A 13,269-nucleotide genomic window follows, 5' to 3' on the forward strand; every position below is an offset into this window, starting at 1 on the left:
GCGACTACCAGTACCGAAAACCCATGCCCGACGTCAACCATGCCCCAGGACACATGTAAACCATGCCCCAGGAGATACCGTCAACCATGCCCCAAGACATACGTCAACTATGCCCCGAGACAATACATGTTGCGACGGCCGGTCAGGCGCATATTCCGTCCGATTCTGTAGGAACGGATGCCACGGGGTCCGGTGGGCTGTGCGACACGCCGCGTCCATATATGTCCGCAACCCCACGTAACTTATCCACTCGTAAACCACAGACCGTTGGTTGGGGCGTTTACGCGCCCTCGAAGTTTGGTTCGCCAGGCCAGCGCAGGTTGAGAGATATAAGCCCGCTTGCGGGCAGCCGGAAACGGCCTTATGTTGCTCTGCCTGTGCGCAGGGCTTTTTTATTGCCCGGCCGTGCGGATCCGACCTCAGCCAATGATCGACTTAGGAAGGAACGCCATGAAGAGGCCCGAAAAGGAAGCGGTGGTTGCCCAGCTTACGGCTCAGTTCCGTGACGCTGACGCGATCTACCTCACCGAGTACCGCGGGCTTACCGTTCCGCAGGTCGCCGATCTGCGCGAAAAGCTAGGCCGCGATACTTCCTACACTGTGGCTAAGAACACGCTGGCACGCATCGCCGCCAAGGAAGCGGGCATCGAGGGTCTCGACGAGATCCTTTCCGGCCCGACCGCCATCACCTTCGTGAAGGGCGACTTCATCGAGGCTGCGAAGACCATCCGTGACTTCGCCAAGACCAACAAAGCCCTCATCGTCAAGGGCGGCTATGCCGATGGCACCGTCTACGACGCCGAAGGCGCCCAGAAGCTGGCGGACCTCAAGTCCCGCCCGCAGCTGCTTGCCGAGTTCGCCGGCGACATCAAGGCCACGATGTCCAAGGCCGCGTACCTGTTCAACGCTCTGCCGACCAAGGCCGTGCGTACGATCGATGCGCTGCGCGAGAAGCAGGAGAAGGCCGCCTGATTGTGGGACGCGCCTTCGGGCTCGTCGCATGATGATTGGTCACAATTAAAAAGAAACCAAATGTCAGGGGACGGAATACCTCTTCGACTTTAGATCCGTCTCCATTATGGAAAGGAAGCCATTATGGCTAAGTTCACCCAGGATGAGCTGCTGGAAGCCTTCGGTGAGATGACCCTCGTCGAGCTCTCCGAGTTCGTGAAGGCCTTCGAGGAGAAGTTCGACGTCGAGGCTGCCGCTCCGGCCGCCGTCGCCGTTGCCGCTGCTCCGGCTGCCGCCGCTGAGGAAGAGGAGAAGACCGAGTTCGACGTCGTCCTCTCCGCCGTCGGCGACAAGAAGATCCAGGTCATCAAGGCCGTCAAGGCCATCACCGGTGCCGGCCTGGCCGACGCCAAGGGCATGGTGGACGGCGCCCCGACCACCATCCTCGAGAAGGCCAAGAAGGAAGACGCCGAGAAGGCCAAGTCCCAGCTCGAAGAGGCTGGCGCCACCGTCGAGCTCAAGTGATTCGTGCGGCTTGAAGCCGCGTTTCACGCTCGATATCAGCGTTGTGGAAACCCCGCTCCTGCATATGCAGGAGCGGGGTTTTCCCGTATCGTGCGCCGCCTTCGCGTCCCGGCTCGCCGGCCGCGCAGAGATTCTGTCAATGCGCACGCCGATAATGCGGTGAAATGGGCGCCATCATGACACAATAAGAAATAGTGTGTGAACGGCGAGACTCGGAAAGGACGACGCGGTGAGTGAGCAGCAGGCAAGCCAGTGGCGCGTGAAGGTCGGCGGGGGAGACCAGGTGAGCGTACGTCCGGGCGAAAGCCTTGAGATCGGACGCAAACCCCTGCGCCCGCTGCCCGACGACGGCGTGGCCAGGCTGGAGATCGAGGACGGCACCAAGTCCATGTCGAAGCGTCATGCCCGGTTCAGCGTCTCCGCGGACGGGTCGGCGCAGATCAGGGACCTGTCCTCGACGAACGGATCGTACGTGGTGAACGAGAAGGGCGAACTCATGCGCCTGCCTGCGGAACGCGACTACACGCTGCCGTCATCGCCCATGCGCATCCAGTTCGGTGACGTGCCGCTCGACTTCGTACGCATCGAGGCGGACGAACGCCCGGTCAAGCCGGTGCCGAACCTGTTCTCGTATTCGGACAACACCACCCGTCAGGAGCCGGACGCCGCCGACATGTCCGTCGACGACATCCTCGACCTCAGGGCCGGTGAGCCCACCGCGGTGTTCAGCGCGCAGCACGCCCGCCACGCGGCCCCCGTGGTCCCCGGTACGCTCAACGCCCCGGTCACGCTGGGCAACCCCCTACTCGCGGACCTCCACCGGCATGCCGAACCTGCCGCCCAGCCGGCACGGTCCGCGCAGGACGCGCAGGGTGTCCAGAACGTCCAGAACGCCCAGAACGTCCCGGCCACGCAGGACGCGCAGCCGGAGTCCCAAGCGCAGCCGGAAGAGCAACAGCAGAACGCCGACGTCACGGACAACACCGCCGCGCTTGAGCAGAAGCCGGCCGGCGAAGTGACCGTCGCCGAGCCGGACGCCGACCAGGTGGCCGCCGGCGAGGCCGCCGTCGAGACCCCGTTCCCCGAGGAGGCGTCGCGCATCGAGGAGCCTCCGGCCGATTCCATGCCGTTGCGCGTGGTGGAGACCCCCAAGCCGAGCCTGCCGCGCAACCTGTTCACCGACGCCATGGCCGCCGACGCCGCGTCGGAATCCGGACCGGAACACGACCGCACGGCCGCGCCCGCCGTGGACGCCGTCATCGCCGCCCACCAGGACGCCGAATCGGCCGCACCCGTCGCGTCGAATCCGACGCAGGGCGCCGTGCCGGAACGCGTCGTCGCACAGCCGCAGACCGTCACCTTCGTGCCGATGGACGCGCGGCAGGCCCCCGGCGTCGTGACCGGCGGCCCGTCCGCCGCGCCCGCCGACGATCTCGATGACGCGACCGGCGTCTACAAGCCCGCGTTCGAAGCCGGATCCGTGTTCGAGAAGGTATCCAACGGCGACTTCGACAAGCCGGCCGAACCCGAGGTGGAGGTCGACGGGTACACCGCCAAGGACGCGCGCACCACATCGGACATGACCCTCCAATTCGAAATGGCGCGGCACAGCGAACTGCTGCCCTTCCTCGCCATGAACCCGGCGCTGTACGACGACCTGTACGCATGGCTCGCCGCACAGGGCGACCGGGACATCGACGAGGCGCTCGAACACAACGCCGGATACCAGGATTACCGCCAGGCGGTAGGAAAGTGAGCGGACGAATGACCGACCAACCCACACTCGACCGGTTCCAGGAATGGCATGACCAGTACCGTGCCTCGCTGGTGCCGTCACCGTTGGAGGACATCAGCCAGCTCGCCGCGCAGCTCGACCTGACCCACGCGCATCCATCGGGCATCGCGCAGCTGTTCGCCTCCGGACACGTCACGCTCGACTCGCTGTTCCGCGACAACGGCATGCTGCGCGCCGCCGAACGCCGCCTCGGCCGCGTGCTCGACGACCGTGGCGCCAAGAAGCGCGTCAGCGGCGTGGCCGGACTGTCGCTCGTCGTCGGCGTGGCCACGTGGAAAGGCAACGCGCTGCCCGTGCTGCTCTATCCGGTGGAGGCCGTCCTGTCCGAGACGCCCGGCAAATCGTCGATCACGTTCACCGGCACCGTCACCCTCAACGATTCGTTCGTGTCCGTCATGCACGCCGCGGGCGTCGACCTCGACGAACAGTACCTGTTCGACGGTTCGCACTACGCCACCGGCACGCCGGAGACGTCCGCCGTGTTCGGCGCGATCACCAAGCAGGTGAACGGCGCCATCGGCGGCTTCGCCATCGAACGCCACATCATCCTCGGCTGCTTCAAGGAACCGGCCGCGCAGATTCTCGCCGAAACGCAGCGCATCATCGACGATCTGGGCAACGGTCCCAGCGGCAACCCGCTGCTCGACGCGCTCGCCGGCGACGAGAAGGCCGCGGCCGCGCTGCACGACGCGCCCATCGCCGACTACAGTCCGTTCGATGCCGACCCACACACCGAATATGAGGTGGGCGACGTCGACAACACCGTGCGCTACGCCGCGCAGCTCGCCGCCTCCGGACACTCCATCACCGTGGACGGCGCGCTGGGGCGGGACACCGCCGAACAGGCCGCCGCCATCGCCTCCCGATGCGTGATGAACGGCCGTTCCGTGCTGTACGTGCCCGGCGTGGCCGAACAGAAGCGGCGCTTCACGCACGTGATGCGCGCCAACGAGATGCAGGGGCTGCTGCTCGACATCGCCGACGACAAGGCCAACGCGAGCATCGACCGCCAGCTCATCACCGCCGTCGGCTTCCAGGAGGGCGTGGCCACCCAGCACTTCGAACAGCTCGCCGACGAGCTTGTCGGCGTCCGCTCCCGCCTCACCCGCTACCTGGGCGACCTGCACGGCGTGAGCGAGAAGTGGGGCGTCTCCGCCTACCAGACCATCCAGAACCTCGCCGCCATCTCCGTGGCGCCCACGCATCCGGCCACGCGCGTGCGTCTCACCGAACACACCGCGCGCCAGGTCGGCGGCCGCATCGACGAGTGGGCCGGCAAGCTCGAACGCGCCGGCGAACTCGGCGAATACACCATCGGACCGAACGACACCGCCTGGTACAAAGCCTCGCTCACCAGCGAGAAGGACGCGGTCAACGCCTACCAGCGCGTCGTGGACCTGCTCGAGAAGGTCCTGCCGGCCGTGCGCGACCAGGTCGCCTCCACCGTGCAGGCCTGCGGATTCCCCGTACCCTCCACGGCACGCGAATGGAGCCGCCAGATCATCGTGCTCAAGAACCTGCGCCGCGTGCTCGACGTGTTCCAGCCGGAGATCTTCGAACGCGATATCGACGCAATGATCGAGGCGAGCAAATCCAAGGCCGACCGCAAGGCCGAAGGCACCACCATGGGCTTCTGGGAGCGCCGTCGCCACGTGCGCGAGGCCAAGTCCCTGCTGCGCGTGGGCGCCCAGGTCGAGGACCTGCACGCCGCGCTCATCGTGGTGCGCAAGCAGGCCGAACAGTGGCGCACGCTCGTGCCCCACGGCGGCTGGCCGGTCCTGCCGCCCAAGCTCGACCAGATGATCGCCGCCCAGGAGACCATGTCCAGCGACATGACCGCGCTCGACGCCGTGCTCAGCACCACGCCGCGCGGCGGCGAGCTCGAGACCCGCGACCTCAACGAGGTGGAGGCGCGTCTCAAAGAGCTGTTCGACGACCACAAGGCGCTCGACACGCTCCCCGAACGCTGCCGTCTTGAGAACGAGTTCCAGGCCGTGGGCCTGACCGACCTCGTCACCGACCTCACCAACCGCCGCGTGGGCGTCCACGCCGTCGGCGCCGAACTCCAGCTCGCCTGGTGGACCACCGTGTTCGAGGACATCGTGCGTTCCTCGCCGATCATCTCTAACCAGGACGGCTCCGTGCTCGCCAACGCCACCGAACGCTTCGAGCAGGTGGACGTCGAACACGTGCGCTCCGTAGGACCCATGGTCGCCCAGGAGTCGATACGACGTCTCAGCGACATGCTCTTCGCCCGCACCCAGGAGGCCAACCTGCTGCACACGCAGCTCGCCGGCCGCACGCACGCCTCCATCGACCGCGTGCGCCGCGACCACCCGGAGATCCTCGCCGCCGCCAAGCCGATCCTCATGGCCACGCCGGACACGCTCGCCTCGCTCACCGAGCCGCGGCAGCTCGCCGACGTCGCCATCATCGACGCCTGCGCGCACATCCCCGCCGTCCAGCTGCTCAGCGTGCTCGTGCGCGTCAGGCAGGTCGTGGTCGTGGCCCACTGCGGCACCGTCACCTGCGACAGCCTCAAGCGGCTCATCGGCATGCTGCCGGCCGTCCAGGTCAAATCGCATCCGGTGCGCCGTTCGCCGCTCGTCACCGCGTTCCTCGAATCGCAGGGATATGGCGCCGTCCGCTACGACGTCACCACCGACGCGGCGCGCGGCGGCGTGGCCTACCACAAGGTCGAGGCCAACGGCACGCCCGTCTTCTCCACCGGCCTGGTCGAATCCAGCCAGCAGGAGATCGACGAGGTGGTGCGGCTCATCATCGAACGGGCGAAGAGCTTCCCCATCGTGCCCACCGGTTACCTTCTCACCGTCGTCACCCTCACCGACGTGTTCCGCGTCCGCCTCGGCGCCGAGCTCAAGTCGCTCGCCGCGAAGGACAAGGCGATGAACGCCTTCCTGCGCCACGTCCGGCTCGTCGGCATCCGCGAGGTCGCCGGCGCCCAGGCCACCGACGTCATCCTCTCGCTGTGCTATGCGAAGACCGTGCACGGCAGGCTGCTCCAGCAGTTCGGCGCGTTGGAGGACGCCGGCGGCAGGGGCATGCTGCTCGACGCGCTCGCGCTCGCCGACCGCCATCTGGACATCGTGTCCGCGTTCTCCTCCACGGAGATGGAGGACGAGCGCATCCACCAGGCCGGCCCCAAGCTGCTCAAGTCCATGCTCGTATGGGCCGAGCAGCTCACCGACGAGGTGGCGCACCCCGCCGAACACCGTTCCGGCTACAACACGCTGTTCAACGACCTCGCCGAACGCATCCGCTCGCGTGGCCTGGACGTGTCCATCAACTACGGCTTCGACAACGGCCTCACCATCCCGATGGTGGTGGGCCTGCACGGCAAGCCCTACGCGCTGGCCGTCCTCACCGACGACGCCGGCTACATGTCCATCCAGTCCACGCGCGAACGCCACCGCATGCTGTCCTCCGACCTCATGATGCTCGGCTGGTCGGTGATCACCGTGTGGAGCGTGGGCGCGTTCGTCAACCCGGAGAAGGAAGTCGACCGCATCGTGGCCCAGATCGGCGAGATCTACCGGGAGGTCAAATGAGCGAGTATTCGGCCTCCCGCCGCACGCCGCGCAAGCATAGGCGCGTGGTGCGCGAGGGCACGGAACGCTTCGACGCGGACGGCGTGAAGCTCGAACCCTCGGACATGCTCACCGAACGCCAGCGCGAAGCGGACGACGACAAGCGCATCCTGGGCGAGCTGCCGCCTCACTGGGCCGTGTTTAATGAACGTGGCTGATTACGGCGATCGGGCCCAGTGAGGCGGCCTTCGCGGCCCGCCTCATTCATGCACGGACACGATTGCGCCGAGCTCGGCCGAAGCCATCACGCGCAGCACCTCGTCCGGCCGCATCGCCACGGTGAGTCGCGCGCCGGCCGCACCCTCCCGCGTGGCCTTCGCCTGCGCCATCACCAACGCCTGCTCGGCCAGCACGCACGGCTGCGGCTCGTCCTCGGCGCACCCCACCGCGGACACCAGCGTCACGGTGTCCCCGGGAACCAACGCGGAGGCGTCGTTCGACACGGCGACCTCCAGCACGCCGCTGCCCGCGGGCGGCACCGGGGAGGCGCGCGCCATCCCCGGGAAGAGCGGCTGACCGGCCGCCATATCGGACTGGACGATGGCCCCCACCGCCTCCTCCGGCGAGGTCAGGGCCGAATCCAGCGGACTCGATCGCGGCGCCTCCACCATCTCGACGTCGCCCTCGCCGATCGTCTCGCCGCGCGCCAGCGCGCGGGCCGTCACCACCACGGTGACGGTCGCGGTCATCGACTCCACCACGGACAACACCATCAGACAGGCCAGCGCCAGACAGCAGCACGCCGCGACGCGCACCGCACGCACCCTCGCGCGCCGCGCCGCCAACGTGGGACGTGTGAGCCGCGTCCACGGCATCGTGAATCTTCTCATGCGGCCCATGGTCGGGGGAGCGAAGTCCCCGGGGCAAGCGCGGCGGGGGATTGTGGATAGAGCCCCCGCGAATCTTCACATCCTGTTCGAACGGTCCGAACGGTTCGAACGGTCCGAATATCCCGAACGGCCGGGTGGTGTGGACGGTCCGCCATGCCGCCCGACGAACGGCCGGACCGTCCACGAACGGCCACGGATACGCGAAGGGGCGCGGCCCCCGCAGGAACCACGCCCCATCGCCCTCACCGGGCGTCCGCCGTCGCGAACCGTATGCGGCCGCACCCGGCTGCACCCGGCCGCAGCCGGCTCACTTCTTGCCGTCGGTGCGGTAGAAGCCGCTGCCCTTGAACTCGATCGGCACGGCGGAGAACACCTTGCGCACCTGCTCCTCGTGGCACTGGGGGCACACGGTGATCGGCGCGTCGTCGAACGACTGGTGCTCCGTGAAATCGTATCCACAGCTCTTGCAACGGTAATGATAGGTAGGCATCTGCAATCCTCCATCAGGGACGGGCCCTGAACAACGTCCTTCTTCTCCGGCGGGGCACGTCAGGCCGCGTCCGCCGGCGTATGCAACCGTACATATCCTAATCGCCGCCCAGACACGTTCCGCCATGGCCGAAGGGACGCCGACCACAATGCGGACGGTCTTCGGGCGAAGTCCATCCGGACTCACTCCTTGCCGAACATCGTCAGCCCCTCGGGGGTGACCACGCCGTCCACGGGCAGGTCATGCGGCTCGCGCGGCAGCGGATCGGCCCCGTCGGGCAGCATCTCCCACGGCCAGCACACGGCCACCAGCGGCGCGTCCGGGGACACGTGCGCCAGCGCACGGTCGTACCAGCCGCCGCCGCGGCCCAATCGGGTGCCCGAGGCGTCCACCGCCAGCGCGGGCACGATGACCACGGCGGCGTCGCGCAGCGCCTCCATGCCGAGCGTCTCCGCCTCGGCCGGCTCCTCGGGGCGGCCATGGCCGTCGCCGGCGACGGCCAGGTCGTCCAGCGTCTCCAGCACGCCCCAGCCGACCTCCATGCCCGTGCCCAGCATCGGCACCAGCAGGCGCAGGCCCCGTGCGAGCGCGTTCTCCAGCAGCGGTTCGATGCGGATCTCCGATCCCATCGGCACGTAGGCGGCGACGGTGGCACCCGCCTCGAGCCCGTCGAACAGCGCGCGGGCGTGCCGCGCCACCATGGTGCCCGCCGCGGTCCTGTCCGCGGCCGGCACCTCCTTGCGTCTCGCGATCGCCGCGCGCCGCAGCGCGCGCTTCGTCCCCGGCTCATCCATACGTGGTTCGTCCATGGCGGCCAAGCCTAGTCCCGCCATATTTCCCGCCATATTGCGTCCGTGCGGCGTCGGCGCGGCGTCCGTGCGACGAAGACGCGGCGTGAGTGGCACAATAAGGGCGTGTCAGTTTTCCAGTCGATCGCCCGGGCGTTCGCCCCGGCCGATCCGAACGCCATCCGTACGCCGGTTACGCTCCATGCGCCGGCCGGCGCCGTGCCCATCACCCTGCGCACGATGACGGAGGACGACGAGACCGCATGGGGCATGGTGCGGTGGAGCAACGACGCCTGGCTCAGACCGTGGGAGTCCGGCGACCCCATGCACGGCCCGGGCCTCACCTTCAACCAGTGGCTCGCCGCGCAACGGCGCGGCGAACGGCAGGGGCACGGCATCGTCCTCCTCATCGAGCATCGGATGCGCATCGTCGGACAGATCTCCATCGGCGCCATCAGCTACGGGTCCATGCGCACGGGCGTGGTCGGCTACTGGGTGGCGCAATCGTCCGCCGGGCACGGCATCGCGCCCACCGCGCTCGCCATGCTCGCCGACTGGGCCATGGCCGATCCGGACGGACCCAGGCTGCACCGGCTGGAGATCGCCATCCTCCCGGAGAACGCGCGCTCGCACGCCGTGGTGCGCAAGGTCGGCGCACGGTACGAGGGGCAGCGGCGCAACTACATGTACGTGAACGGGCGGTGGCGCACCCACGACACCTACAGCCTGCTCGCCGAGGACCGCGGCGAGGGGTTCACGGCGGGGCTCGTGGCACGGCTCGCGTCGCAATCGGACCATTCGTCGCAGCCGGACAGCCAATCGCAATCGGACCGTCCGTCGTCCGCGGCCACCGCGCCGGCTGGAGCCATATCGGACGTGCAGGCGGGCGCCGCATCGGACGCGGGACACGCGGCGCAGACCAACGACGCCGCCGACACGCGCGGGACGGATGCGGCGAATGTGATGCCCGTCTCCTATTCTTGATGCCTATGGGTTACGAGTCACTGAGCACGATCATCGTGCTGGTCATCGTAATCATAGGAATCGTGGTATGGCTGCCCATACGCACGGCCAACAGCATGAGGCATGTCGAGGAGCACCGCACCGACCGCTACTCCACCTCGCTGCACCTGGTCGACGAGCATAGCGGCACACGGTTCAGCGACGACAGGACCTATGTGAAAGGGGTTTCGATGCAGCCGAAACAGAGGCGCGCCACAACGCTCACCCCAGCACGCATCGCCGAAGTGCGGCGTCTTCGTCATGAGGCCACCCGTCGTCGCCGAATCATCGTCCTGACGTTGCTGCTCGCCACCGCGCTCGTGCTCGGACTCGCCTTCGCGCTGCACTACAGCCCGCTGTTCGCGCTCATCCCCGCCGTCCTCGCCGCCGTGGTGGTGGTGTTGGGCGCGCACGCCGCCAAGCAGGCCAGGGCATGGGAGCACAAGGTCGCCCTGATGAGGTCGCGCGAGCGCAAGGCCAAGGTCCGCGCCGCCAAACGCCAGGCGCACATGGTCGAGGTCCACACCGCGCGCATGAAGGCCGCCGTCGATGCCGCGGCCGCACCCGCGGGTTCCGTTCCGGAGACGAAGGACGATGCCGTGCGGCGGGGGAACGCCGACCTCATCGCCAAGGCCGTGAACGATGACGCCGGCGACGTTCCTGTGAACGATGACGCCCCCACCGATCGTATGGAGCGGCGTGAGATCCGCCGCGTGCTGCGCCAGGCGCAGGAGGAGAAGCGCAGGGCGCTCGCCGAACGCGCCGCCCGCGAGGAGGCCGGAACGCCCGAGGCCTCCGCCGAGGCTGCGTCCGTGTCCGTATCCGTGGAATCCGGGGCCGTCGCCGAGGACGTGAAGGCCGTCGATGAACCGGCCGCGCAGGCCGATGGCGACGCCAAGGCCGTTGAGGAGTCCGTCTCCGACGCCACCGCGGAACTCGTCGAGGTCAGGCCGGCCAAGGCGCTGGATGCGTTCGACATGGCCGCCATGTCCCCCGAACTCATCTCCTTCACGCTGGGCGAGGCCCGCAACGGCGTGGAACAGGAGGACGGCACCCCGGAAAGCCTCGAGATCAGGTCGACGCGCCAGGTGAGCAAGGCCACGCCGGTGAGCCGCGAGGAGCAGGACCGTCTGGCCGACGAGGCCAAGGTCGAGACCGAGCCGGCCGTGCGGCCGGCCGCCGACGGCACGCCTTCCGGCCGTCCTGCGGACGATGTCGCCTCCGCCGCGTCGCAGGGCGATGCCGACGCCGCGTCCGCCGAAGCCGCGTCCGCCGACGCGTCCGACGCCGCTCCTGCCGTGACCGACGTCGCCGCGTTCCATACGGCCGAGGAGCGGGCCCGTGTGGCCGCCCCGGCCGCCACGTCGGATTCGCTCGGCAATGACCTGCAGGCCGTGCTGGCGCGCCGCAACGGCTGAGCGCGGCCGGCAACGGCGTCATAACCGACCGGATACGGGCCGCGCGGAAGGGCATGTCCTTCCGCGCGGCCCTCGTCGTCTCCGGGTTTCTCTCACAGCGTTAGCACTCGAGTTGGCAGAGTGCTAAAAAGCGCGCTACCATGTGAACCAGTGCTCGGGATCGGTCAAGTGATCGTCAGCCTCTTGGGCGTTTCCGGCGCGGAGACATCGAACCAACGAGAAATACGAGGTGACCCACAGTGTCGATCAAGCTCACACCGCTGGAGGACAAGATCATCGTCAAGCAGGCCGAGGCCGAGACCCAGACCGCGTCCGGTCTGTACATCCCGGACAACGCCAAGGAGAAGCCGCAGCAGGGCGAAGTCCTGGCCGTCGGCCCGGGCCGTCGCGACGACAAGGGCGAGCGCATCCCGATGGACGTCAAGGTCGGCGACAAGGTCCTGTACTCCAAGTACGGCGGCACCGAAGTCCACTACGAGGGTGAGGACTACCTCATCGTCGGCGCCCGCGACATCCTGGCCATCCTCGGCTGAGACCGCGCGTCGGACTCCCGCACGTCAGCCTCCCACGGGCGCGTGCGGGCCCGTACGGAAGCCCCGTCCACCGCATCCGGTGGGCGGGGCTTCCGTCGTCCTCGGCTACACTTGACGAGGGTAGGGGATGACCGGACCAGCACGAGGGGGCACGGCATGACACACGACCTTGCCGGCGACGACGCCGGAACGAACGAAACGAACGGAACGAACGCAGCCGACGTGGCCGAGACGGCCCGGACCGCGGGGCGCATCATCGACGAGCTGACGCGGGCGCTGTCCTCGTCCCGCGAGGTCGCCTCGCTCGCCGTCGCCACGTTCGTGGCCAGCGGCCACCTGCTGCTCGAGGACGTGCCGGGCGTCGGCAAGACCACGCTCGCCCGCGCGCTCGCCCGCGCCATCGGCGGCGACATACGCCGCATCCAGTTCACCCCGGACATGCTGCCCGGCGACCTGACCGGCGTGAACGTCTGGTCGCAGGCCGAAGGCCGGTTCGTCTTCCATCCCGGGCCGCTGTTCGCCAACATCGTCATCGCCGACGAGATCAACCGCGCCAATCCCAAGACCCAATCCGCCATGCTCGAGGCCATGGGGGAGGGCCGTATCAGCGTGGACGGCGAATCGCACGCGCTCGACGACCCGTATTTCGTGGTGGCCACGCAGAACCCCATCGAGCTTGAGGGCACCTACCCGCTGCCGGAGGCGCAGCTCGACCGGTTCATGGCCTGCACGGGCTTCGGCTATCCGGACGAGGACGCGGAGGCCGCCATGGTGTCCGCGCCCGACTGGGCCCGTCCGCTCGACCGCGTGTCGACCGTGTGCGACGTGGACACTGCGGTCCGGATGCGCGGGACGGCGCGTCGCATCGCCGTCAGCCGGCCCGTCGCCGCGTATGTGGTGGCGTTGACGCGCGCCACGCGCCATCGGGAGGGCGTGGCGTACGGCGCCTCGCCCAGAGCGAGCCTGGCGCTCGCCGCCATGGCCCGCGCCGCCGCGGCCATCGACGGGCGCGACTACGTCCTGCCGGATGACGTGCAGCGTTTCGCCGTCCCGGTGATCGCCCACCGTCTCGTCCTCGACGACGCGATGCGGTCGGGGGAGTCGGATCTCGAGACCGCCAGGGATGTCGTGCGGGACGTCGTGGCGGACGTTCCCGTCCCGCGGGCGTGACGGCGGGCGCGCCATGGGAAGCGGGGTGAAACGGTTCCGGGACGGTGCCGCGGCGTGCGCCGCGGTGCCATGGCGGGGGACGCGACGCGTCCGTTTCCGCCGGCATGGGTTCCGCCGGCATGGTTTCTGCCGGCATGGGTTCGTCCGCCCCACCGTGCC

General features: G+C 68.5%; 11 protein-coding genes and 1 pseudogene. 9 read left to right on the forward strand and 3 right to left on the reverse strand.

Translation table 11 applies throughout. From position 1 onward, the window contains the following. The first annotated feature begins 450 nt into the window (after positions 1-450). The 5 genes from rplJ (at position 451) to JS531_RS05800 (ending at position 7,037) form a co-directional block, all read left to right on the forward strand. Positions 451-972, forward strand: a complete 522-nt coding sequence (gene rplJ / locus JS531_RS05780; protein ID WP_214313963.1) for a 50S ribosomal protein L10 — start codon at positions 451-453, stop codon at positions 970-972. Between the two features lie 123 nt (positions 973-1,095). Further along, on the forward strand, positions 1,096-1,476 hold the full coding sequence (rplL, locus tag JS531_RS05785; RefSeq protein WP_214313971.1) for a 50S ribosomal protein L7/L12: 381 nt from the start codon (positions 1,096-1,098) through the stop codon (positions 1,474-1,476). A gap of 229 nt (positions 1,477-1,705) precedes the next feature. Then, positions 1,706-3,232 carry an FHA domain-containing protein gene (locus JS531_RS05790; protein WP_214313973.1) on the forward strand — a complete coding sequence of 509 codons (1,527 nt, stop codon included), beginning with the start codon at positions 1,706-1,708 and terminating at the stop codon, positions 3,230-3,232. Positions 3,233-3,240: 8 nt separating this feature from the next. Beyond that, positions 3,241-6,840, forward strand: coding sequence for a helicase (locus JS531_RS05795; RefSeq protein ID WP_214313975.1), 3,600 nt, complete (start codon positions 3,241-3,243; stop codon positions 6,838-6,840). Beyond that, positions 6,837-7,037, forward strand: a complete 201-nt coding sequence (locus JS531_RS05800; RefSeq protein ID WP_214313977.1) for a hypothetical protein — start codon at positions 6,837-6,839, stop codon at positions 7,035-7,037. The genes JS531_RS05795 and JS531_RS05800 overlap by 4 nt, the downstream gene beginning before the upstream one ends. 42 nt (positions 7,038-7,079) lie before the next feature. Here JS531_RS05800 and JS531_RS05805 read toward each other — a convergent pair whose 3' ends face one another. The 3 genes from JS531_RS05805 to JS531_RS05815 form a co-directional block, all read right to left on the reverse strand. Then, positions 7,080-7,709 carry an SAF domain-containing protein gene (locus tag JS531_RS05805; protein ID WP_214313979.1) on the reverse strand — a complete coding sequence of 210 codons (630 nt, stop codon included), beginning with the start codon at positions 7,707-7,709 and terminating at the stop codon, positions 7,080-7,082. 307 nt (positions 7,710-8,016) lie between these two features. Continuing rightward, the gene (locus JS531_RS05810; RefSeq protein WP_214313981.1) at positions 8,017-8,199 is read right to left on the reverse strand and encodes an FmdB family zinc ribbon protein; all 183 of its coding nucleotides are present in this window, start codon (positions 8,197-8,199) and stop codon (positions 8,017-8,019) included. Positions 8,200-8,381: 182 nt separating this feature from the next. Continuing rightward, positions 8,382-9,032, reverse strand: coding sequence for a 5-formyltetrahydrofolate cyclo-ligase (locus JS531_RS05815; protein WP_240542071.1), 651 nt, complete (start codon positions 9,030-9,032; stop codon positions 8,382-8,384). Positions 9,033-9,167: 135 nt separating this feature from the next. Here JS531_RS05815 and JS531_RS05820 point away from each other — a divergent pair. The 4 genes and pseudogenes from JS531_RS05820 to JS531_RS05835 form a co-directional block, all read left to right on the forward strand. Beyond that, positions 9,168-9,761: pseudogene (locus JS531_RS05820) on the forward strand (GNAT family protein); the annotation flags it as partial. Between the two features lie 215 nt (positions 9,762-9,976). Further along, positions 9,977-11,407 (forward strand): hypothetical protein, encoded by a 1,431-nt coding sequence (locus JS531_RS05825; protein ID WP_214313983.1) that lies wholly within the window; start codon positions 9,977-9,979, stop codon positions 11,405-11,407. A 239-nt stretch (positions 11,408-11,646) separates the two neighbouring features. After that, entirely contained in the window at positions 11,647-11,940 is a 294-nt protein-coding gene (gene groES / locus JS531_RS05830; protein WP_214313985.1) for a co-chaperone GroES, read from the forward strand. Positions 11,941-12,096: 156 nt separating this feature from the next. After that, a complete protein-coding gene (locus JS531_RS05835; RefSeq protein ID WP_214313987.1) occupies positions 12,097-13,110 on the forward strand; it encodes an AAA family ATPase in 1,014 nt (337 codons plus the stop codon). Positions 13,111-13,269 lie beyond the last annotated feature (159 nt).

The sequence above is a fragment of the Bifidobacterium sp. CP2 genome (assembly GCF_018555635.1).
GTDB classification, from domain to species: domain Bacteria; phylum Actinomycetota; class Actinomycetes; order Actinomycetales; family Bifidobacteriaceae; genus Bifidobacterium; species Bifidobacterium saguinibicoloris.

Excerpts from the sequence above, each read along its gene's own strand:
- rplL (WP_214313971.1), top strand. The coding sequence starts at position 1,096 with ATGGCTAAGTTCACCCAGGATGAGCTGCTGGAAGCCTTCGGTGAGATG.
- JS531_RS05800 (WP_214313977.1), top strand. The coding sequence starts at position 6,837 with ATGAGCGAGTATTCGGCCTCCCGCCGCACGCCGCGCAAGCATAGGCGC.
- JS531_RS05835 (WP_214313987.1), top strand. The coding sequence starts at position 12,097 with ATGACACACGACCTTGCCGGCGACGACGCCGGAACGAACGAAACGAAC.
- JS531_RS05815 (WP_240542071.1), bottom strand. The coding sequence starts at position 9,032 with ATGGCGGGACTAGGCTTGGCCGCCATGGACGAACCACGTATGGATGAG.
- JS531_RS05825 (WP_214313983.1), top strand. The coding sequence starts at position 9,977 with ATGGGTTACGAGTCACTGAGCACGATCATCGTGCTGGTCATCGTAATC.
- JS531_RS05805 (WP_214313979.1), bottom strand. The coding sequence starts at position 7,709 with ATGAGAAGATTCACGATGCCGTGGACGCGGCTCACACGTCCCACGTTG.
- rplJ (WP_214313963.1), top strand. The coding sequence starts at position 451 with ATGAAGAGGCCCGAAAAGGAAGCGGTGGTTGCCCAGCTTACGGCTCAG.
- JS531_RS05810 (WP_214313981.1), bottom strand. The coding sequence starts at position 8,199 with ATGCCTACCTATCATTACCGTTGCAAGAGCTGTGGATACGATTTCACG.
- JS531_RS05795 (WP_214313975.1), top strand. The coding sequence starts at position 3,241 with ATGACCGACCAACCCACACTCGACCGGTTCCAGGAATGGCATGACCAG.